This is a genomic window from Trinickia dabaoshanensis (assembly GCF_002879885.1).
Taxonomy (GTDB): Bacteria; Pseudomonadota; Gammaproteobacteria; order Burkholderiales; family Burkholderiaceae; genus Trinickia; species Trinickia dabaoshanensis.
Genome location: NZ_PNYA01000013.1, coordinates 1 through 18,192, shown reverse-complemented (window position 1 = coordinate 18,192; position 18,192 = coordinate 1). Strand labels below are relative to the sequence as shown.

21 protein-coding genes are annotated in these 18,192 nt (G+C 63.8%); 9 read left to right on the top strand and 12 right to left on the bottom strand.

Annotation, left to right across the window (positions count from 1 at the left end):
* The first annotated feature begins 1 nt into the window (after position 1).
* The 6 genes from C0Z18_RS15435 to C0Z18_RS15410 all read left to right on the top strand — a co-directional run bounded on the left by C0Z18_RS15435 (position 2) and on the right by C0Z18_RS15410 (position 3,602).
* Positions 2 to 298, top strand: coding sequence for a DUF2818 family protein (locus tag C0Z18_RS15435; RefSeq protein ID WP_102646293.1), 297 nt, complete (start codon positions 2 to 4; stop codon positions 296 to 298).
* A 42-nt stretch (positions 299 to 340) separates the two neighbouring features.
* Positions 341 to 985 (top strand): NUDIX domain-containing protein, encoded by a 645-nt coding sequence (locus C0Z18_RS15430; RefSeq protein WP_102646292.1) that lies wholly within the window; start codon positions 341 to 343, stop codon positions 983 to 985.
* Positions 986 to 1,103: 118 nt separating this feature from the next.
* Positions 1,104 to 1,580: a DUF1178 family protein gene (locus C0Z18_RS15425; RefSeq protein ID WP_102646291.1), complete on the top strand. Its 477-nt coding sequence runs from the start codon at positions 1,104 to 1,106 to the stop codon at positions 1,578 to 1,580.
* A gap of 12 nt (positions 1,581 to 1,592) precedes the next feature.
* Complete coding sequence (locus C0Z18_RS15420) at positions 1,593 to 2,063, top strand: MaoC family dehydratase (protein ID WP_102646290.1); 471 nt, start codon at positions 1,593 to 1,595, stop codon at positions 2,061 to 2,063.
* A gap of 14 nt (positions 2,064 to 2,077) precedes the next feature.
* Positions 2,078 to 2,551 carry a MaoC family dehydratase gene (locus tag C0Z18_RS15415; protein WP_408647019.1) on the top strand — a complete coding sequence of 158 codons (474 nt, stop codon included), beginning with the start codon at positions 2,078 to 2,080 and terminating at the stop codon, positions 2,549 to 2,551.
* 220 nt (positions 2,552 to 2,771) lie between these two features.
* Complete coding sequence (locus C0Z18_RS15410; protein ID WP_199189458.1) at positions 2,772 to 3,602, top strand: RHS repeat-associated core domain-containing protein; 831 nt, start codon at positions 2,772 to 2,774, stop codon at positions 3,600 to 3,602.
* Between the two features lie 37 nt (positions 3,603 to 3,639).
* Here the strand turns inward: C0Z18_RS15410 and C0Z18_RS15405 are convergent, their stop codons facing one another.
* From C0Z18_RS15405 to C0Z18_RS15380, 6 genes are all read right to left on the bottom strand, one after another.
* Positions 3,640 to 4,332 (bottom strand): glutathione binding-like protein, encoded by a 693-nt coding sequence (locus C0Z18_RS15405; RefSeq protein WP_102646421.1) that lies wholly within the window; start codon positions 4,330 to 4,332, stop codon positions 3,640 to 3,642.
* Positions 4,333 to 4,460: 128 nt separating this feature from the next.
* Positions 4,461 to 5,012 carry a hypothetical protein gene (locus C0Z18_RS15400; protein ID WP_146014018.1) on the bottom strand — a complete coding sequence of 184 codons (552 nt, stop codon included), beginning with the start codon at positions 5,010 to 5,012 and terminating at the stop codon, positions 4,461 to 4,463.
* 152 nt (positions 5,013 to 5,164) lie between these two features.
* On the bottom strand, positions 5,165 to 6,403 hold the full coding sequence (locus C0Z18_RS15395) for an acyl-CoA dehydrogenase family protein (RefSeq protein WP_102646420.1): 1,239 nt from the start codon (positions 6,401 to 6,403) through the stop codon (positions 5,165 to 5,167).
* A gap of 97 nt (positions 6,404 to 6,500) precedes the next feature.
* Positions 6,501 to 7,610, bottom strand: a complete 1,110-nt coding sequence (locus C0Z18_RS15390; protein WP_102646286.1) for a phosphotransferase — start codon at positions 7,608 to 7,610, stop codon at positions 6,501 to 6,503.
* A gap of 78 nt (positions 7,611 to 7,688) precedes the next feature.
* Positions 7,689 to 8,405 carry a histidine phosphatase family protein gene (locus C0Z18_RS15385; protein WP_102646285.1) on the bottom strand — a complete coding sequence of 239 codons (717 nt, stop codon included), beginning with the start codon at positions 8,403 to 8,405 and terminating at the stop codon, positions 7,689 to 7,691.
* 9 nt (positions 8,406 to 8,414) lie between these two features.
* On the bottom strand, positions 8,415 to 9,203 hold the full coding sequence (locus C0Z18_RS15380; protein ID WP_102646284.1) for an oxepin-CoA hydrolase, alternative type: 789 nt from the start codon (positions 9,201 to 9,203) through the stop codon (positions 8,415 to 8,417).
* Positions 9,204 to 9,407: 204 nt separating this feature from the next.
* Between C0Z18_RS15380 and C0Z18_RS15375 the strand changes: the two genes are divergently transcribed.
* Positions 9,408 to 10,073: a glutathione S-transferase family protein gene (locus C0Z18_RS15375; protein WP_102646283.1), complete on the top strand. Its 666-nt coding sequence runs from the start codon at positions 9,408 to 9,410 to the stop codon at positions 10,071 to 10,073.
* A gap of 63 nt (positions 10,074 to 10,136) precedes the next feature.
* On the opposite strand, the gene C0Z18_RS15370 is transcribed toward C0Z18_RS15375, so the two are convergent.
* Both C0Z18_RS15370 and C0Z18_RS15365 read right to left on the bottom strand, forming a co-directional pair.
* Entirely contained in the window at positions 10,137 to 11,312 is a 1,176-nt protein-coding gene (locus C0Z18_RS15370; RefSeq protein ID WP_102646282.1) for a pyridoxal phosphate-dependent aminotransferase, read from the bottom strand.
* 54 nt (positions 11,313 to 11,366) lie between these two features.
* Complete coding sequence (locus C0Z18_RS15365; protein ID WP_102646281.1) at positions 11,367 to 11,858, bottom strand: putative toxin-antitoxin system toxin component, PIN family; 492 nt, start codon at positions 11,856 to 11,858, stop codon at positions 11,367 to 11,369.
* A 68-nt stretch (positions 11,859 to 11,926) separates the two neighbouring features.
* On the opposite strand from C0Z18_RS15365, the gene yaaA reads away from it, so the two are divergent.
* Both yaaA and C0Z18_RS15355 read left to right on the top strand, forming a co-directional pair.
* Positions 11,927 to 12,709, top strand: coding sequence for a peroxide stress protein YaaA (gene yaaA / locus C0Z18_RS15360; RefSeq protein ID WP_102646280.1), 783 nt, complete (start codon positions 11,927 to 11,929; stop codon positions 12,707 to 12,709).
* Positions 12,710 to 12,749: 40 nt separating this feature from the next.
* Positions 12,750 to 13,937 (top strand): M14 family metallopeptidase, encoded by a 1,188-nt coding sequence (locus tag C0Z18_RS15355; RefSeq protein WP_102646279.1) that lies wholly within the window; start codon positions 12,750 to 12,752, stop codon positions 13,935 to 13,937.
* Between the two features lie 164 nt (positions 13,938 to 14,101).
* On the opposite strand, the gene C0Z18_RS15350 is transcribed toward C0Z18_RS15355, so the two are convergent.
* The 4 genes from C0Z18_RS15350 to C0Z18_RS15335 form a co-directional block, all read right to left on the bottom strand.
* Complete coding sequence (locus C0Z18_RS15350) at positions 14,102 to 14,701, bottom strand: BspC domain-containing protein (RefSeq protein ID WP_102646278.1); 600 nt, start codon at positions 14,699 to 14,701, stop codon at positions 14,102 to 14,104.
* A 198-nt stretch (positions 14,702 to 14,899) separates the two neighbouring features.
* Positions 14,900 to 15,574, bottom strand: coding sequence for an energy-coupling factor ABC transporter permease (locus C0Z18_RS15345; RefSeq protein ID WP_102646419.1), 675 nt, complete (start codon positions 15,572 to 15,574; stop codon positions 14,900 to 14,902).
* 113 nt (positions 15,575 to 15,687) lie between these two features.
* The gene (locus tag C0Z18_RS15340) at positions 15,688 to 16,545 is read right to left on the bottom strand and encodes a helix-turn-helix transcriptional regulator (RefSeq protein WP_102646277.1); all 858 of its coding nucleotides are present in this window, start codon (positions 16,543 to 16,545) and stop codon (positions 15,688 to 15,690) included.
* Between the two features lie 192 nt (positions 16,546 to 16,737).
* On the bottom strand, positions 16,738 to 17,943 hold the full coding sequence (locus tag C0Z18_RS15335; protein WP_102646276.1) for a DUF2863 family protein: 1,206 nt from the start codon (positions 17,941 to 17,943) through the stop codon (positions 16,738 to 16,740).
* Positions 17,944 to 18,192: the final 249 nt, after the last annotated feature.

Here is an 18,192-nt window from a genome sequence, read left to right as displayed (position 1 = left end):
AATGTCGGCGGCAGGCTGGTTCATCGTGTTGTTGGCGCTCGTGGGCGCCAACGTACCGTTCTTCAATCAGCGGTTGTTCGCCGTCGTGCCGCTGCGCGCGGCGCACAAGAGCGCGTGGCTTCGCATCGCTGAAATGATCGTGCTGTACTTTGCGATCGGCTTGGTGGGTTTCGCTCTCGAAGCCCGTGCCGGCAACCGCTTCGATCAAGGCTGGCAGTTCTACGCGATTACGTTCAGCATGTTCGTCGTGTTCGCGTTTCCCGGCTTTACGTTTCAATACCTCATCAAACGTCGCTGACGGCCCGGCGGCCGTCGGCGGCTCCTTGCAGGAGTGTTGCCGATGGCCCATCCGTCCGATTCGAACGATCCGCATCCCGACGCGTCGCTAGTTGAGACGCGCATCGACGGCAACACCGTCTACGGCGGTAATTTCCTCACAGTCAAACGCGACATCGTGCGCTTGCCCGACGGCAAGGAGACGACGCGCGAATACGTCGTCCATTCGGGCGCCGTGATGGTCATTGCGCTGTTCGACGATGGCCGCGTGCTGCTCGAGCGCCAGTACCGCTATCCGATCGGCCGGGTGATGATCGAGTTTCCCGCCGGCAAACTGGACCCGGACGAGGGTGCGCTGGCGTGCGCGCAGCGGGAGCTGCGCGAAGAAACGGGCTACTCGGCGCGCGAATACACGTTCCTCACGCGCATCCATCCGATCATTTCGTATTCGACCGAATTCATCGACATCTTTCTGGCGCGCGGCTTGACGCAGGGCGAGCAACAGTTGGACGAAGGCGAGTTTCTCGAAGTGTTCACGGCCGATCCGGCGCGGGTGGGCGAGTGGATTCGCAGCGGCGAGATCACCGACGTCAAGACGATCATCGGCCACTTTTGGCTCGAAAAAGTGCTCTCGGGCGCATGGCAGCCCGATCGCCGGGAGCCGCCGTTCCCCGCCATGCCCGGCTCCGTCGCCGCGCAAAGCGCGTAGACTCGGCAAACGGGGCGAACGACCGTTCACCCCGTTTGCGCTACACTAGGGCCCGTTCATCCCGACGCTTCGGCCCTTGGTGCGAGCGGCCCTAGGCGTACTTCGTTTTTCGTTCAGCATGAAGGTTCTCGATCTCCAATGTCCGCATGGCCATCGTTTCGAGGGGTGGTTTGCCTCCGACGGTGACTTCGAATCTCAGTTGTCGCGCAAATTGATCGAATGTCCGATTTGCGCCGCGACCGAGGTGAGCCGTATGCCGTCGGCGCCGCGCTTGAATCTCTCGGGTGCGACGCGCGCGCGGCAAGACGACGCGCCGGCGGCGCGCGAGGGCAAGGGCTCGGCGGCGCCCGCGGCGCCCGAGCATGCGCGCGAATTCGAGGCCATGGCGCTGCGGATGTTGCGCGAGGTGGTAGGGAAGGCTGAAAACGTCGGCGACCGCTTCGCCGAGGAAGCGCGCCGTATTCATTACAACGAAGCGCCCGCGCGCAGCATCCGGGGTGTGACGACGCCCGAGGACGCGCGTGCGCTTGTCGACGAAGGCATCGACGTCATGGCGCTTCCCAGCGCTTGCGTGCCGAAAGAGTCGCTTCAATAGGGAAAGCGCCGCATGGGCATCAGCTACGAGGATTTGGAAGTCGGATCGCGTGAGGAAGTGGGTACTCACATCTTTACCGTCGAGGAAATCCTCGAATTTGCGGAGCGCTTCGATCCCCAGCCTTTTCATGTCGACGATGCAGCCGCCCAAGCCTCGCCGTTCGGCGGCTTGATCGCGAGCGGCTGGCATACGTGCTCGGTCATGATGGGCATGCTCGTGCGCAACGTGCTCAACGGATCGACCTCGCTCGGCTCGCCCGGCGTCGAGGAAATCCGATGGCTGAAGCCCGTGCGGCCCGGTGATGCCCTGCGCATGTTCAACTCGGTGCTCGCGAAGCGCGTGTCGAAGAGCCTGCCCGACCGCGGGATCGTCACGACCCTGTGGGAAGGGATAGACCAAGCCGGCGATACGGTCATCACCGTGCGTGCGAACGTGCTGTTTGGGCTGCGGCATCCGCAAGGAACGGAAGGGGCGTCTGCGTGACCGGCGCGTCGGCTTTGAAGACGAGCGCGACGCCGGTTCGAGTGGCCGATGCGGCGACGCTGCGCGCGCGCATCGGGGCCGAACCGCTCGTCAGCGATTGGGTGCAAGTCGATCAGAGCCGTGTCGATCGATTCGCCGACGCGACCGGCGATCACCAATGGATTCACGTCGACCCGGAGCGCGCCCTGCGCGAGTCGCCGTTCGGCGGCGCCGTTGCACACGGCTTCTTGACGCTCTCTCTCGTGCCCGCGCTTCTCGCGCGGACTGTTCACCTCGAGCAACGAATGGGCGTGAATTACGGCCTCAATCGCGTTCGGTTTCCGGCGCCGGTGCCCGTCGGCGCGCGCCTGCGGGCATCGTTCGCGGTGGCCGAGGTGGCCGATGTGGCCGACGACGCGATACAAGTGACATGGGACATCACGGTCGAAGCCGAGGGTGGAAGCAAGCCCGCATGCGTCGCGCAATTCGTTACGCGGCATTATTTTTGAGTGATTTCCGGCCCGCGCGAACGGGCTAGTCACGCCAGGCTGCATCCGTCGGCCTTCTCGCGATGGTCTCCAGCGGATTCGTCGGTTATGCAACATGTGGGACGACGTTGCGATCGAACCGGCGATCGGCTCTTCTGGCAGTCGTTCCTCTTAGTCTTATCAGCGCGCGCGGTCATGCTCGGCTGTACGCTGAATGCGACTTCCTGCGACTAGACGAAAGATGAGCGATCCACTTTTCATCGGTTTCACGGGCGCGTTCGAGGACCCGCTCACGCGCGGCTATCCCCTGGGCAACGGCTATCGGTGGTACCTGCCGACTCTGATGCGGTTCAATGCCGCGGATGAGCTCAGTCCGTTCGATGGCGGTGGACCCAATTCGTACGTCTATTGCAGCGATGACCCGGTCAATCACCGCGATCCAACGGGGCATATCCGGCAGGGCGTGCTGACACGCCCTCTTAGTAGAGGCGCGGGCGAGCTCGACGCGACGGCCCGGGAGCCGGCGCAGGATGCGCCCATCGCCGTCGTACACACGAGCAGGCGCGGGCTGCCGGCGTACGAGATGGGACCTCCGCCTCCGTACGGGGAAGCGGAGAGCCGTTCAGAGCCGCCCCCTCCCTATATGCCCACCGATCCGCATTCGTTGTTCGCGCCCGAACTGCCGCAGAGGCGACCGCTTCCTAGTGCTCGACCCGTTCGCGTCCCTCCGGTCTACCATCTGATCGATAGGGGCCTGTCCGAGTTGCGCGAAGATATGGGCGAGGAAATGCTGCGCATTCATGGGGGGCCGCGGCCGGGGGAACCCAGGCTGCCAGGCGTCGGCAGCTTGATTACGGCATTTTTCTCGAGCGGTAGCGACTGGCGCCAATTGCGGGCACGGCGCGCCGCGGAACTCGAGCGCCGTGCGGAGAATGTGCGCGGCTACCGGAGTCGTTTGAGGTATTTGAAACAACGAATCAACGAGGACCCCGGGCTCGCATTGCAACCGGCGCTCAAGGCCGAGCTGCGGGCGCGGCTGAAACGGAATAAGAGACTCCTTAAGTTGTTCTAACCTAGGGCTCCCGCGCCGTCGTCCGGTGCCGATCCGCTCAGTGCTTGGCGTACTGCGTCGCGCCGAAAAGGATGTCTCTTGCCTTGTCGTCGGTGAGCGCGCGTCGTGCCGATGCCAATACTTCCACACCGCGCTGTACCGCCGGCCGGGCCGCGATCGCCTCGTGCCAACGCTTCACGTTGGGGTAATCGGCCAGATCGATGCCTTGGTTTTGCCACGAGCGGGTCCACGGAAATGCCGCGATATCGGCGATCGTGTATTCGTCGCCGGCAAGGTAGGCCGAGTGCGAGAGCTGTTTATCCATGACGCCGTACAAGCGCTTCGCCTCGTTCGTATAGCGATTGACCGCGTATTCGATTTGTTGCGGTGCGTAGACGCGGAAATGATGTGTCTGGCCGAGCATCGGTCCGAGTCCACCCATTTGGAACATCAGCCATTGCAGCGTGGCATACCGCGCCGCGGGTTCGGTCGGCAAGAACTTGCCGGTCTTCTCGGCCAAATAAACGAGAATGGCGCCCGATTCAAACAACGAAAGCGATTGACCGCCGGGGCCGTCGCTATCGACGATCGCAGGAATCTTGTTGTTCGGGCTGATCGCGAGAAACTCCGGCTTGAATTGATCGCCCGCACCGATATCGATCGGATGGACGCGATATTCGAGGCCCGTTTCCTCGAGCATGATATGAATCTTGTGACCGTTCGGCGTGGCCCAGCTATAGACGTCGATCATGGCAGCTCCTTGTGCTTGCCGGCGCCGCGACAAGCAGCGCCGGCCCACGTGGAAGCTAGCATAGATGGCTGCGTTCTGCCGATGCGCGCGCAAAGCCGTGACGGCCGTGTGGGCATCGATCCATGCAATCAGCGCATCGGGCAAGCGCGGTTTTCCAACCGCGTATCGCATACCTGGATCTTCTTCATGTATTTCGAGAGCTCGACGGACTCCTCCTTGGTGGGCTGGAAATGAAACGCCTTTTGCACGACGTAGACGGCGTCATTGCCCCGGATCATTTTGAACCACGTGAATTCCGGCTTGCGCGTGTCGTCCTTGAATTGGCACGTCTGCAACCACCATTCATAGTCATATCCGTTTTCCGTGCCGCTCGACAGCGAGTATGACTGCGCGTCGTCGCACGCGTCTTGCCAGCGGTTGACCATGTCGGTGCGGTACTGGTCGAACGTCATGTGACTGCCGGAGTAGATCTGAGTCGTGATCATCTCGGTCCAGTTTTCCACGGTTTGGCCCTCGGGCACCATTTCGGTCAAAGCGAAGTTGTCGTGGTGGGCCTGATAGCCGACCTTGTAGTATTTCGGCACGGGGAGCAGGAGATTCTCGTCTTTCAATGCTCCGGCGGCATGCGTTGCCACGAGGGCTGACAATGCGGCGGCCACGGCTGGGCGCAGGTATTTCATAAACTTGGAGGTCTCTCGGTGTGTGGTTTTAAGGTGACGCGTGATGTATTTGCTTTGCCTTGAAGGCAGCGCAATTATCCGATTTGTCTGGGGAAAGGGGAAGCATTGCGGCGCCCGTGCCGTCATCCCTCATCCCGGCGCGCGCCTTCCCGTTACCCCGCGCGCTGTGTCCCGGCCAATGCGTGGCGGGCCAACTCCAATTTGGCGATCGCGTTGCGATGTACTTCGTCGGGGCCGTCCGCGAAGCGCAGCGTGCGGGCGCAGGTGTATGCGTAGGCGAGCGGAAAGTCGTCGCACATGCCCCCGCCGCCGTGTGCCTGAATCGCCCAGTCGATCACCTCGCAGGCCATGTTCGGTGCGACGACCTTGATCATCGCGATCTCGCCGCGCGCGCCCTTGTTGCCGACCGTATCCATCATGTAGGCCGTCTTCAGCGTCAGTAGCCGTGCCTGTTCGATCCGGCAGCGCGCCTCGGCGATACGTTCCTGCGTGACGCTCTGCGCTGCGATCGGCTTACCGAATGCGATCCGTTCGGACGTGCGTTTGCACATGAGCTCGAGCGCGCGCTCGGCTAGGCCGATCAACCGCATGCAGTGGTGAATCCGGCCCGGTCCCAAACGGCCTTGCGCGATCTCGAAGCCGCGCCCCTCGCCGAGCAGGATATTCGAGGCGGGCACGCGCACGTTCTCGAGCGTGATTTCCATATGGCCGTGCGGGGCGTCGTCGTAACCGAACACGTGCAAAGGGCGGTGCACGGTGATGCCCGGCGCGCCGGCCGGCACGAGGATCATCGATTGTTGAGCGTGCTTCGGCGCTTGCGGGTCGGTCTTGCCCATCACGATATAGACCTTGCAGCGCGGATCGCCCGCGCCGGAGGACCACCATTTGCGGCCGTTGACGACATACGTGTCGCCGTCGCGCTCGATGCGCGTTTCGATGTTCGTCGCATCGGAGGAGGCCACCTCGGGCTCGGTCATCAAGAACGCCGAACGAATCTTTCCTTCGAGCAGGGGCTCGAGCCAAGTGCGCTTGTGCTCCTCGGAGCCGTAGCGTTCGAGCGTCTCCATGTTTCCCGTATCGGGCGCGTTGCAGTTGAACACTTCGGGCGCCCAGGGCACGCGCCCCATGATCTCGGCGAGCGGCGCGTATTCGAGATTCGTGAGCCCGGCGCCGCGTGTCGAGTCCGGGAGAAACAGATTCCACAGCCCCGCCTCTTGCGCGCGCAGCTTCAACGTCTCCACGATCTCGGTGGGTATCCATGCGTTGCCCGCCGCGCGATTGCGCGCGACTTCATCGAGGAACATGCGTTCGTTCGGATAGATGTGTGCGTCGAAGAACTCGAGCAATCGCGCGCGCAAGGCTTGAACCTTCGGTGTGTAGTCGAAATTCATGATGTTCTCGGTTGATGCGGCAACGTGCCCCATGCCGCTCGATCGGTTGATTGCCTGTGCGCGAACACCGCTCAGGCGATGGGCGCGAGCCGCTGCGCTAACGCACTTTGCACGCGTACGACCACGCAAGCTCGGCCATCGGACGCGCGCGGCGCCCCGCGTCGACCGCTTGCGCGCTCGCCGCCGTACCCACCGTGACGCGTTTCATGATGCCCTGCAAAATCGCGGCGATGCGGAACATGTTGAAGGCGAGGTAGAAATTCCAGTCGCCCGGAAGCGAAAACCCGGTACGTTCGCGATAACGCTCGACATAGCTGCGCTCGTCGGGGATGCCGAGCATGGCCCAATCGAGGCCCGCGATGCCGCGGAACCGGACCGGGTCGACGTGCCAAGCCATGCAGTGATAGGCGAAATCGACGATCGGGTCGCCGAGCGTCGAGAGTTCCCAGTCGAGCACCGCGAGGATGCGCGGCTCGCTCGGATGGAAGATGAGGTTGTCGAGCCGATAGTCTCCGTGCACGACGGCCACGTGTTCCCCGGTGTCGGACGGTAGATGCGCGGGCAACCATTCGATCAACCGCCGCATGGCTTCGATCGGTTCGGTCTCCGATGCCTCGTATTGCTTGCTCCAGCGGGCAATCTGACGGGCGAGATAGTTGCCGCTCTTGCCGTAGTCGGCGAGGCCGGCCGCGTTCGGATCGACCCGATGCAGCGCGGCGATGACGCGGTTCATTTCATCGTAGATCGCGGCGCGCTCGGCCGGCGTCATGCCTGGAAGGGAAGGGTCCCAAAGCACGCGGCCCTCCACGTACTCCATGACGTAGAACGCCCGGCCGACGACCGCTTCGTCCTCGCACAGCGCCAGCATCTTCGCAACGGGTACATCGGTTTTCGACAGCGCATCCATGACCCGGTATTCGCGATCGACGGCATGAGCGGACGGCAACAACTTGGCCGCAGGCCCGGGCTTCGCGCGCATGACATAGCTGCGCGAGGGCGTGACGAGTTTATAGGTGGGGTTCGACTGGCCGCCGGCGAATTGTTCGACGCTAAGCGGCCCTGCGAAGCCTTCGACGTGTTCGCGCAGCCATCGTTCGAGCGCGGCGGTGTCGAAGCTGTGCGTTGCCGATACGGCGCGCGTGCCGACGAACGCCGAGTAATCCTGTTCGTTGCTGCTGATCGGTCCTGCCGACTCGTTCGTTCCCATCTAGCGGCTCCCGCTTGACGTTGATTTCGAAAACGGATTGCGAAGGTGCAGCGGCGAAAACTCAGGACGTTGCCGGCGTCACTCTCGCCGGCAGCGCAGGTATTGCGAGTAAAGCGATTCCATCGTCGTGTGCCGGACGTCGCGAAACAACGGCGTCGGCGGTGCGTAATTGATCGCGCGTACGACCCAATCGCGCGGCCGGGCACCGACGTCGAGCGCGTTGATGCAGCCGGTCGCTTGAGCGAGATGGCCGAAGAACGCCCGCTCGCCGGTCGTGATCGCATGGGAGAGCAACGCGCGGTTGACCCCGCCGTGCAGCACCAGCAGCGCGGTGTCCCAATTCTCGTCGGCTCGCAAGCGCGCGAGCGGCGGCAAGACGCGATCGAGCAGCTCGCCGATCGTTTCCCCGCCGAGAAAGCGCGTGCTCTCCGGTACCACCCCGTCGAACGCGCTCAAAAACGCGGCTTCGACTTGGCCGGGCGCTAGATCGGCGAGACGGCCCGCGCGGATCTCCTGCCACTCGGGCCAAGTCTCGATCTCGATATGCTGTCCGGTGGCGGCGAGGACCTGTTGCGCCGTCTGCAAGGTGCGCGGCAAGCCGCTCACGATCACGCGGTCGAAGCGCACGCCGTCGGCGGCGAACGCCTCGCCGGCCGCTCGCGCTTGCGCGAGGCCGTGTACGTTCAGCGGCACCGTTTCCGGATCGATGGCGCGGCCCGACGCGTCGAAGTACGTGACGTCGCCATGGCGCATGAGGAAGATGCGGCGGCGCTCGGGTAGCTTGAACTCGGTCATGGCGTGCGCTCAGCGATAGCGCGCCGGGCGCTTTTCGAGGAATGCCGTGATTCCTTCGAGCGCGTCGGCGTGATGCAGCGCGGCGATGAACTCGTCGCGCTCGTGCGTCAAATGATCGGCTAACGAGTGGGCCCCGGCCGAGGCGACGAGCGCTTTGACGCAGGCTTGCGCATTGGGCGAGCCGCGTCCGAGTTCGTCGGCCCACGCGATCGCCGCGTCGCGAAGCTGAACTTGTTTGACGAGGCGATTGACGACGCCGAGCGCATGGAGCCGCTCGGCCGAGACCGGCTTGGCCTCCATCAAAATTTCCGTCGCCAGTGCGCGCGGCAGGGCTTGCGCGAGGAACCACGAGCCGCCGCCGTCGGGCGTCAAACCCACGCGCGCATAGGACATGACGAACTTGGCGTCGTCGGCGGCGATGATCAGGTCGCACGCGAGCGCGAGCGAAAAACCCGCGCCGGCCGCGGCACCGGCCACGGCGGCGATGACCGGTTTGCGCGAGGTGCGCAGCGCGAGTATCCATTGGGCGAGCAAATCGATACTCTGCGCTTGCACCGACGGGTCCTTCGCGCGGTTTTCCAGCAGGCGGTTCAAATTGCCGCCCGCGCAGAAAAAGTCGTCCGCGCCGATGAGCACGATGGCTCGGATCGACGGGTCGCGTTCGGCCGTTTCGAGCGCCTGAATACCGGCCGCATACATATCGGGGTGCAAGGCGTTGCGCGCGCCCGGATTGGACAGCGTCAAAACGAGGGTCGACTCGCTTTCGGGCGGTCGCGAGGCGAGCAGCTCTGCGCTCATGATGATGTCTCCTTGGTTGTGCCGGGTGGTGCGTCGCTCCTCGCGGCGCCGCGCGACGCTCGGTTCGAGTTCAACGTCCCGCTCCGATCTTGCAAGTGCGTTTAGAATAGCACGGTCGTTTTATTTGAAGCGGCCATTATTGCGACGCCGTGCGACAGGAACACGTCGGCCGGCGCCGCCATCGACCCTCGCTTGGAGAGACGCATGATTCAACTTCACGGCATCGCGTTTTCGAATTACTACAACAAAGTCAAATTCGTCCTGCTCGAGCACGGTATCGCGTTCGAAGAGGTGCGGGTGATGCTGCCGATTACGGACGAAGCCACGCTTGCTTGTTCGCCGATCGGCAAGGTGCCGTTCATCCGCACCGAGGAAGGCGATCTCAGCGAATCGCAGGCCATCGTCGAGTATCTGGCCGCCCGCTATCCCGAGAAGGGCATTTTTCCGGCCGATCCGTTCGAAGCCGCGAAGGTTCGGCAGCTCGCGGCGGTGCTCGAATTGCATTTGGAACTCGTCGCCCGTGAACTGTACCCGCAAATGCTCATCGGCCGCATGACGAGCGAGGAGACGCGCACGCGCGTCGAACGCACGCTCGCGCGCAATTTCGAGGGCTTCAAGCGAATCGCCAAGTTCGCGCCGTACCTTCGCGGCGAGACGTTTACGCTGGCCGACATCTGCGGCTATGCGAGCCTGCCGCTGATCGCGCTGGCCACGAAAACCGTGCTCGGCCGCGATCTGGTGCAGGAGGCGGGCATCGATTGGAAGTCGTACGTCAAGCGTATCGAGGAGACGCATCCGGCCGCGCAACGCATCGCGGCCGACCGCAAGGCGGAGACCGCGGCTCTGACTTCGGCGGCCAAGCGCGCCTGAGCTAGCGCACGCCGGGACACGATGCACGCGGCGGTCATAGCGGCGCGCGCGCATCGTCGCCGATCAAAGACGCGCGAGCCGCTCGAGCGCGGTCGCGAGCGTGGCCTCGCGCTTCGCGAAGCAAAACCGGACGACGCCCGATTCGTGCGGCTCATGATAGAACGCGGACACCGGAATCGCGGCCACGCCGATTTCGGTCGTCAGCCACTTCGAGAACTCGGCTTCGGGCAAATCGCTGATCGCCGAGTAGTCGACGCATTGGAAGTACGTCCCTTCGCAGGGCAGCAGCTTGAAGCGCGTACCCGCGAGCCCCGCGCGGAAGAAGTCGCGCTTGCGCTGGTAAAACGCGGGTAATTCGAGGTACGGCGCCGGGTCGGCCAGGTAGGCGGCCAGACCCATCTGCATCGGCGTATTTACGGTGAAGACGTTGAATTGATGGACCTTGCGAAATTCGGCCATCAGTGCGGCCGGCGCGGCCACGTAGCCGATCTTCCACCCCGTCACGTGAAACGTTTTGCCGAAGCTCGATACGACGAAGCTGCGCCGAGCCAGTTCGGGGTAGCGCGCCACGCTCTCGTGCGGCGCGCCGTCATAGACCATGTGCTCATAGACCTCGTCGGACAGAATCAGCACATTCGTATTGCGCACGATCTCCTCGAGCCGCCGCATGTCGGCCGCGTGCCAGACTCTGCCCGTCGGATTGTGCGGCGTATTGATGAGCACGAGGCGGGTACGCGGCGTGATCGCGCGGGCGAGTTTGTCGAAGTCGATCGCGTAATCGGGGGCTTCGAGCGAGACGAAGACGGGCTTGCCGCCGGCCAATTCGATCGACGGCACGTAACTGTCGTACGTCGGTTCGAGCACGACGACTTCGTCGCCCGGGTGGACCGTGGCGAGGATCGTCGTCAAGAGCGCCTGCGTGGCGCCGGCCGTGACCGTAATTTCCGTTTCCGGGTCGTAGGCGCGGCCGTGAATCGCTTCGATCTTGCGCGCGATGGCCTCGCGCAGGGGCAGCACGCCGGCCATCGGGGGATATTGATTGTGGCCGTCGCGCATCGCACGCGAGACGGCTTCGACGATGCGCTCGTCACAGTCGAAATCGGGAAACCCTTGGCCGAGGTTGACGGCGCCGCGCTCCGCGGCGAGCGCGCTCATGACCGTGAAAATCGTCGTGCCGACATTGGGCAGACGCGAGGCGAGGGCAAAGGGCGGACAAGTGGATTCGTGCGGAGCGTTCATGGCGCGATATTCAGACGAGGACGATGGCAAAAACGGAAACGGTCGAGCATGAAACTAGCCGGCTTTGGCATCGCCGAGCAATGCCAAAGCCGCCGCGAACGGTGCCGGCTCGGAGATTCGAAACCCGAAATCGCGGCTCGTCCGCTTGTTCAGCTTCAATAGCGCTCGGTCTTTCGAGACGAGCCAATCGGCTTTCACCGCTTGGGCGAGTTCCAGGAATTTCTGATCGTCGCGGTCCCGGCACTTGGGCAGAGGCGCGCCGTCGCCGGGCGCGGCCCGAGACGGTTCGAGCGCGGCCAGGCGCGTGACGGCAGCGAGCGCGGCGCTTTTATCGACCGCCCGCGCGACGAACTGCGGATAGTCGAGCACGCGCGCCAACTCGTTGAGGCATCGCGAGTCGATCATCGCGGAAAGATCGCCGCGTTCGAGGGCGGCGAGAATGGGGCGTGTGGCCGGGTCGTCGAAAACGAGGATATCGATCCAGACATTGGAATCGAGCACCACGCGCGGCACGGCGTTGACGCCTTCGGCATCGGGATAGGGCATTCGCTACAATCGGGTTTTCGTTTCCACCGCTCGGCACCGCGTGCCGGCGAGCCTTTCGGCGAGCCCTTATGATAATTGTTTTGTCTCCGGCCAAGTCGCTCGACTATGAGACCCCCCCTCACGTCTCCAAACATACGATCCCCGATTTCGTCGACGACGCCGCGCAACTGATCGATGAATTGCGGCGCTATTCGCCGCAGCAGATCGCGTCGCTGATGGATATTTCCGACGCCCTGGCGCATCTGAATTTCCAGCGCTACGCCGATTGGTCGCCGCAGTTTCATACCGGCAACGCCAAGCAAGCGGTGCTCGCGTTCAATGGCGACGTCTACGAAGGCTTCGATGCGAGGACGCTGGCGGCCGCGGATTTGGACTACGCGCAGCGGCATGTGCGCGTCTTGTCCGGCCTGTACGGCTTGTTGCGCCCGCTCGATCTCTTGCAGCCCTACCGGTTGGAGATGGGTACGCGGTTGCCGAACGCGCGCGGCAAGGACCTCTACGCATTTTGGGGCGAGCGCATCACGGAGGCGCTCAATGCTCAAATGAAACGCAACAAGGGCGCGCAGCGTGTGCTCGTCAATTGCGCCTCGACCGAGTATTTCAAATCGGTGCGGCCGGCGCGACTCGATGCGCGCGTCGTGACGCCCGTGTTCGAGGACTGGAAAGGCGGCCGCTACAAGATCATCAGTTTCCACGCAAAGCGGGCGCGCGGCTTGATGGCGCGATTTGCGGTCGAAAACCGTATCGATTCGCCCGACGCGCTGAAGGACTTCGCCGCCGAAGGTTATGCGTTCGATCCCGCGGCGTCGAACGAGGCGACGTTCGTGTTTCGCCGCCGCATCGCAAGCTGATTCGGCGCTTCATCGTTCATCCACGGATAAAACAATTCCCATGAGCCTCTCGATCACGAGCAACTTCGATGCGGGCGCAATCGAGGTGGTGTCTTGCGAACGCGCCGACGATATTCGTCTGCGTATCCGCCCCGACAGCCACGCCGATTTCGCTCAATGGTTTTATTTCCGGCTCTCGGGCGCGCGCGGCGAGCGTTGCGTGATGACGTTCGAGAACGCGGCGCAATGCGCGTTCGCGCAAGGCTGGCACGGCTATCAAGCGATGGCGAGCTACGATCGCGTCAACTGGTTCCGCGTACCGACCGCCTACGACGGCCGCGTCTTGACGATCGACCACACGCCCGATTTCGATGCGATCCATTACGCGTACTTCGAGCCGTATAGCGAGGAGCGTCACGCAGAGTTTCTCGGCGCGCTTCAGCAGATGCCGCAGGCCACGCTCGTCGAACTCGGACGAACGGTGGAAGGCCGCCCGATGTCGCTGCTCGTGCTCGGCACGCCTGACGCGATGGAGAGCGAATCGAACGCGGCCCGACCGAACGCGGCCCGGCCGAAGAAGAAGGTGTGGATCATCGCGCGCCAGCACCCGGGCGAGACGATGGCGGAGTGGTTCGTCGAAGGGCTCGTCAAACGCTTGGCCGGATGGGGCGACTGGGCGGGCGACCCGGTTGCGCGCAAGTTGTACGAACGCGCTGTCTTTTACATCGTTCCCAACATGAACCCGGACGGCAGCGTGCGCGGCAATTTGCGCACGAACGCCGCCGGCGCGAACTTGAACCGCGAATGGCTCGAGCCCGATGCGCAGCGCAGCCCCGAGGTGTTCGGGGTGCGCGCGGCGATTCACGCGAACGGCTGCGACATGTTCTTCGATATCCACGGCGACGAAGCGTTGCCCTACGTGTTCGTGGCCGGTAGCGAGATGTTGCCGAGCTTCACCGAACGGCAAGCGCGCGAGCAAAAGGCGTTCATCGACGCGTTCAAGCAAGCCAGTCCCGACTTTCAAGACCAGCATGGCTACGAAGCGTCCAAGTACAAGGAAGATGCGCTGAAGCTGGCCTCGAAGTACATCGGCCACACGTTCGGATGTTTGTCGTTGACGCTCGAGATGCCGTTCAAGGACAACGCCAACTTGCCCGACGAGCGAGTGGGCTGGAACGGCGAGCGTAGCGCGGCGCTGGGCGCGGCCATGCTCGGCGCGATATTGCGTCAGATCGAAACGTTCGACTGAAGGCGGGTGTAGGCCGCCTGCTTTCGCATTGGGCCCTCGACGATCCGGCCCGCAGCGGCCGTAGGCATGTTCGCCGGTTACATCGAACGTTCGGGCAACCGACCGAAGCGCACACAGCGACGCCATGCTTCGGCGTCGCTATTCATTGCGTGTCGCGGTTCGCGTCAGTGCTTCGCGGACGATTTGGCCGACGATTTCTTTTGCTTCGCCGAATGCTTGACCGCGTTACCGCTCGTGTGGCCCGCGGCGTGGCCGCCATGGCGGCGCTTGCCTTTTTTCCGCGACGAGCCTTCGTTGTGGGCCTTGAGCGGCGGGACCGGATCGTTCCACGTGAATGCCAGCATCTGAGTGCCTACATAGCCGCAGCGAAAACTCAGCGGATAAGGCGCGCGCGATGTTTCGCGGGGAATACCTTGGCCCTCCACGGTCACGATGTTGTCCACCGTGATGCGCTGTTTGCCTTGATCGAACGGTTGGTTCCACGGTTTGATCTCCGCGTGGGCCGAATCGAACGCTTCGGGCGGGAAGTCGACGTGATCGATGACGGTCGATGTACTCGCGACGAAATTGCCATGAGCGGCGCAATCCGCAACGAGCGGATCGGCATGCATATCGTTCACGAAGTGGGCGATCAGCTCGTTACGTTGATCGATCGAGTCGGCGCGGGCGGGAGCCATGGCGATCATCGGCAGAGCGAAGATCGCCGCGCTCGTCAACAGTCGTGCGAGCTGCCGCAGGCGGCGTGAAAACTTGGAGCTATCCATCCGGTAGGCAGTATTGAGACACAGGCACGTAAGATGCCCCACTCGGTGACGGAGTTCAATGTCGAGATGAATAATTTTTGACAATTGGCGTGCGAGCGCGGCGAGATGCGGCACAACGGCGCGGTGGCCGCAGCGCGGGCGCCTCGTCTTCGGTGCCCGCGTACGTCGGCTGTCGTCGGATGTTTAACGAATCTTCAGTCAGGTACGCGGACCGCCGAGCCGATAACGACGCACGTCGTTCGTCGTGACCCAGGTAGGCCGGTAGACCGCGATGAGCGCTGTGGACATACCGGTGAACCATGCTTCGCCGGTGGCCAACAAAAACACGCTGAACGCATAGCCGATCGGGATGACCGCAGCCGACCCGTGCGCGAGCGCAATATGGGCCGCCGCGGCGGCGACGCCGGCGAACGTCACGGCGATCGCCGGCGAGACGAATCCCTGCGCGCAGATGAAAACGAACAAGTTACGCGGCAGCCAAGCCGTGCAGGCGCGTTGGAACAGCGCCGAGATGCCTACGGGCATCGCCCCGTAGATAAGGAACGTGAGCGCAACGCCTTGCCAAGCCGCGTCGAATATGACCGCCGCGATACTCGACACGGCTGCCATCGCCACGAGCGCGAGCGCCCAGTCGAACAGCGTCACGAGCAGCGTGGCGCCGAGCAGATGCATGACGGGACCGTCGTCGAGCCACGCGTTCGTCGCCCATAGAACCGAGATGGCGACGATGACGGCGAGCCAGACGTGCTGGAGCGTTCCATCTTGCAGGCGCCGGAACGGGCGTGTCGCGAGGGCGAGCGCGAGCACGACTGCGGCTGCGGCCCAGCCACCGACTGCGACCCATAGCGGAAGCGGCGTATAGAGGAAGCCCATGGCGTCCATATTACTCGTTGGGCTGCGAAACGGGGAGAGCGTATGTGACGCGATTCGCTTTCCCCCCGCTCACTGCCTAGCAAGCGGCGCACCGCGCGGTTTCAGCCGGCGCTTCAGCCGGCGCCCGGGGCGGGTCCGCCGAACGGTACGTCCGGTTCCGCGGCAAGCGGCAGGTCGAGCGGGAGATCCCGGCGCGAAAGCGGATACTTGAACGGCGCGGCCCGTCTGAGCGGCACCGGGCCGCCGCGCCCGAGTACCGGCTTCGGTGTGCCTTGCGCCTCGCTGCGTAGGACTTCGAGTTGCGGTGTGAGCCAGCCGTTGTAGATCGCGACGGCGGCGGCGCGGTTCGGTGCTCCCAATTGCTGGAAAATGCTGGCCAAATGGATCTTGACCGTTCCCTCGCTGATCCCGAGCGTGCGCGCGATCATCTTGTTGGTGCTGCCCATATGGACGCAGCGCATGATTTGTTCTTGGCGAGGCGAAAGCGTCGGCACGAAGCGCTTGCGCCGCGTTAAGTCGGTGGCGAACTCGCGCGCGGGCAGCGGGGCGGGCAAGGCACCACGCGTGGGTGCGTGCGCTTCATCGTCGGCTTCGGTAAGAAACGGCGCGTAAAGTCCTCCCGCGAGCACGAGTTCGAGCAAGCGGACAATGAGCACGGGATTCGTGGATCGAGCGATGACGCCATGCACACCGGCATCGACGAGCGCCCGTACGCGTGCGGGGGCGATGTCGTCGATGAAGGCCGCTATCCGTATCCGCGGGTAGTCCTCGCGGAGCGAGCGCACGGCACTCACGCGCATGGCGTCTTGCCAATCGACGACGAGTAATTCCGTTGGCACGCGGCGCATCGCGCGTCCCGCATGCATCCAGTCGCGTGCTTCGCAAAACCGCGCTTGCCGGTCGATTTGCCGTAACAGCGCCTTGAGCCCGTCGCGCCGTTCGGCTTCCGAACTGAGAACTGCGAACCGCATGTTTTACCTCCTTGTAGTCGGTACGGAAAGCGCAGCGGAAAGCGCCGGACGAGAGCCGGCGGCCACGATGCGCCGTCGCGCAATCATGACAAATTCCTTACGGTCTCGCGGCTATCCGAACGGCATAGGACGCCCCTTCCCCGCGAAGGCAGCCGCGGGGAAGGGGCGAGAGGAGGCTCGAGGCGGGGCGGGTCAGTGGAAGTGCGGCTGCGCGGGTTCCGCGTCTTCGGGCATTTCGGCGTGAACGATCTCGCCGAGCGGATCGGCGTAGAGCGGGACGCCGCAATCGTCGCAGTATTCGGGTTCGAAGCGACCCGCGTGGCGACGGACGTCGGTCACACCCGCTTCCTTGAGCAGAGCGATGATTTCCTCGAGGGGGCCGCCGGTATCTTCGGCCTCTTCGTCGATCGCGAGCTCTCCGTTTTCGCGGCCGTACAGCGGCCACACGACGCCGTAGATGACGTCGTTGCTGCCGCGGCGCGTGAAGCCCACCCGGTACTCGTCGATACGCCGTTCGCCGAAGCCCGCGACGACGGCGCGCAAGTCCTGCGGCGTCGCGCCGATGGTATCGAACAGGTAACGGATCGCTGTGCGGACGGTATGGGGCCGCACGCGCTCGTCGGCGTCGCGGCAGGCGGAGTAATAGGCGTCGGGCAATAGGCACTCGAATTCGCAGCCGGGCAGCACGGCGGAGAGATTGGCGCCGCCTTGCGTGGCCCATTGCTCGAGGCATTGGCCGCGCTCGATGCGCGCACCGTTCTCTTCCTCTTGCCAGCGGAACAGCGGTGCGCCGACCGGGGCGGCCACGACCGCCAGCAGAAAGCGCGGGTCGGCCAGAATCGGCGATGTCTCCGGCAGATCGCCGAAGTTCATCTTCGCCGCGGTTGCGTTCAGCGCCGCTTGAATCAATTGCTGGGCGAGGCGGTACGTTTCGACGTGATGGCGGGGCAGTTGGTCGATGCTATAGAGGAAGGGGGCGAGCGCCACGCGCGTGCCGTCCGCGAGCACGTGCGCTTGCAAATGCGTGCGCAGCGCATCCACGGCATCGCCCTTGAGCGGGCCCGAGGGGATCATATAGCGGGTCCAAGCCAATACGGGGGCCGCGACCAAGAGTGCCTCGTAGGGCGTGCCTTCGTGCTCGATGACGAAAGACTCGCTGTGCGTCTCGGCCATGTCGGCGAGCGCGCCATACGCATCGGGATGATTTTGCTGCAGGTGGTCGAGTGCCGCGTCGAGCGTGGTTTGATTGCCGTTGCGGACGATTTTCGCGAGCAGCGTGTCGAGCTTGGCTTCCCAGAAGCGGTCTTCGATTCGGCTGCCGGACGCGAATAGCGCGAGAGACAGGCCGACGAGTTTGTCGGCGTCGGGGGGGAGGCGTTTAGCGATTCGCGAGCGCATAGGGCTTATTTAGTCGGATTCGATGAGCCCTCCATTCTAGTCGCTTCCGTCACGCAGTAAGCCGAGCCGAGCGCGTGACGCGCACGGTTCGCGGAGACGTCCGCTAACGGCCGCGACGAGGCCTGCAAAATACCGCTTGCGCGGTTCGAAGAAGCCGCCTAGAATTGCGCCCTTTCGTGCAGTCAACGTGACTGAGCGAAGAGAAGCGAGGCCTTACGCGGTGCGGTTTTCCGCGAGGTTTTCGTCAAC

Coding starts and splice junctions, on each gene's coding strand:
- C0Z18_RS15435 (WP_102646293.1), top strand. CDS start 2: ATGTCGGCGGCAGGCTGGTTCATCGTGTTGTTGGCGCTCGTGGGCGCC.
- C0Z18_RS15430 (WP_102646292.1), top strand. CDS start 341: ATGGCCCATCCGTCCGATTCGAACGATCCGCATCCCGACGCGTCGCTA.
- C0Z18_RS15425 (WP_102646291.1), top strand. CDS start 1,104: ATGAAGGTTCTCGATCTCCAATGTCCGCATGGCCATCGTTTCGAGGGG.
- C0Z18_RS15420 (WP_102646290.1), top strand. CDS start 1,593: ATGGGCATCAGCTACGAGGATTTGGAAGTCGGATCGCGTGAGGAAGTG.
- C0Z18_RS15410 (WP_199189458.1), top strand. CDS start 2,772: ATGAGCGATCCACTTTTCATCGGTTTCACGGGCGCGTTCGAGGACCCG.
- C0Z18_RS15405 (WP_102646421.1), bottom strand. CDS start 4,332: ATGATCGACGTCTATAGCTGGGCCACGCCGAACGGTCACAAGATTCAT.
- C0Z18_RS15400 (WP_146014018.1), bottom strand. CDS start 5,012: ATGAAATACCTGCGCCCAGCCGTGGCCGCCGCATTGTCAGCCCTCGTG.
- C0Z18_RS15395 (WP_102646420.1), bottom strand. CDS start 6,403: ATGAATTTCGACTACACACCGAAGGTTCAAGCCTTGCGCGCGCGATTG.
- C0Z18_RS15390 (WP_102646286.1), bottom strand. CDS start 7,610: ATGGGAACGAACGAGTCGGCAGGACCGATCAGCAGCAACGAACAGGAT.
- C0Z18_RS15385 (WP_102646285.1), bottom strand. CDS start 8,405: ATGACCGAGTTCAAGCTACCCGAGCGCCGCCGCATCTTCCTCATGCGC.
- C0Z18_RS15380 (WP_102646284.1), bottom strand. CDS start 9,203: ATGAGCGCAGAGCTGCTCGCCTCGCGACCGCCCGAAAGCGAGTCGACC.
- C0Z18_RS15375 (WP_102646283.1), top strand. CDS start 9,408: ATGATTCAACTTCACGGCATCGCGTTTTCGAATTACTACAACAAAGTC.
- C0Z18_RS15370 (WP_102646282.1), bottom strand. CDS start 11,312: ATGAACGCTCCGCACGAATCCACTTGTCCGCCCTTTGCCCTCGCCTCG.
- C0Z18_RS15365 (WP_102646281.1), bottom strand. CDS start 11,858: ATGCCCTATCCCGATGCCGAAGGCGTCAACGCCGTGCCGCGCGTGGTG.
- yaaA (WP_102646280.1), top strand. CDS start 11,927: ATGATAATTGTTTTGTCTCCGGCCAAGTCGCTCGACTATGAGACCCCC.
- C0Z18_RS15355 (WP_102646279.1), top strand. CDS start 12,750: ATGAGCCTCTCGATCACGAGCAACTTCGATGCGGGCGCAATCGAGGTG.
- C0Z18_RS15350 (WP_102646278.1), bottom strand. CDS start 14,701: ATGGATAGCTCCAAGTTTTCACGCCGCCTGCGGCAGCTCGCACGACTG.
- C0Z18_RS15345 (WP_102646419.1), bottom strand. CDS start 15,574: ATGGGCTTCCTCTATACGCCGCTTCCGCTATGGGTCGCAGTCGGTGGC.
- C0Z18_RS15340 (WP_102646277.1), bottom strand. CDS start 16,545: ATGCGGTTCGCAGTTCTCAGTTCGGAAGCCGAACGGCGCGACGGGCTC.
- C0Z18_RS15335 (WP_102646276.1), bottom strand. CDS start 17,943: ATGCGCTCGCGAATCGCTAAACGCCTCCCCCCCGACGCCGACAAACTC.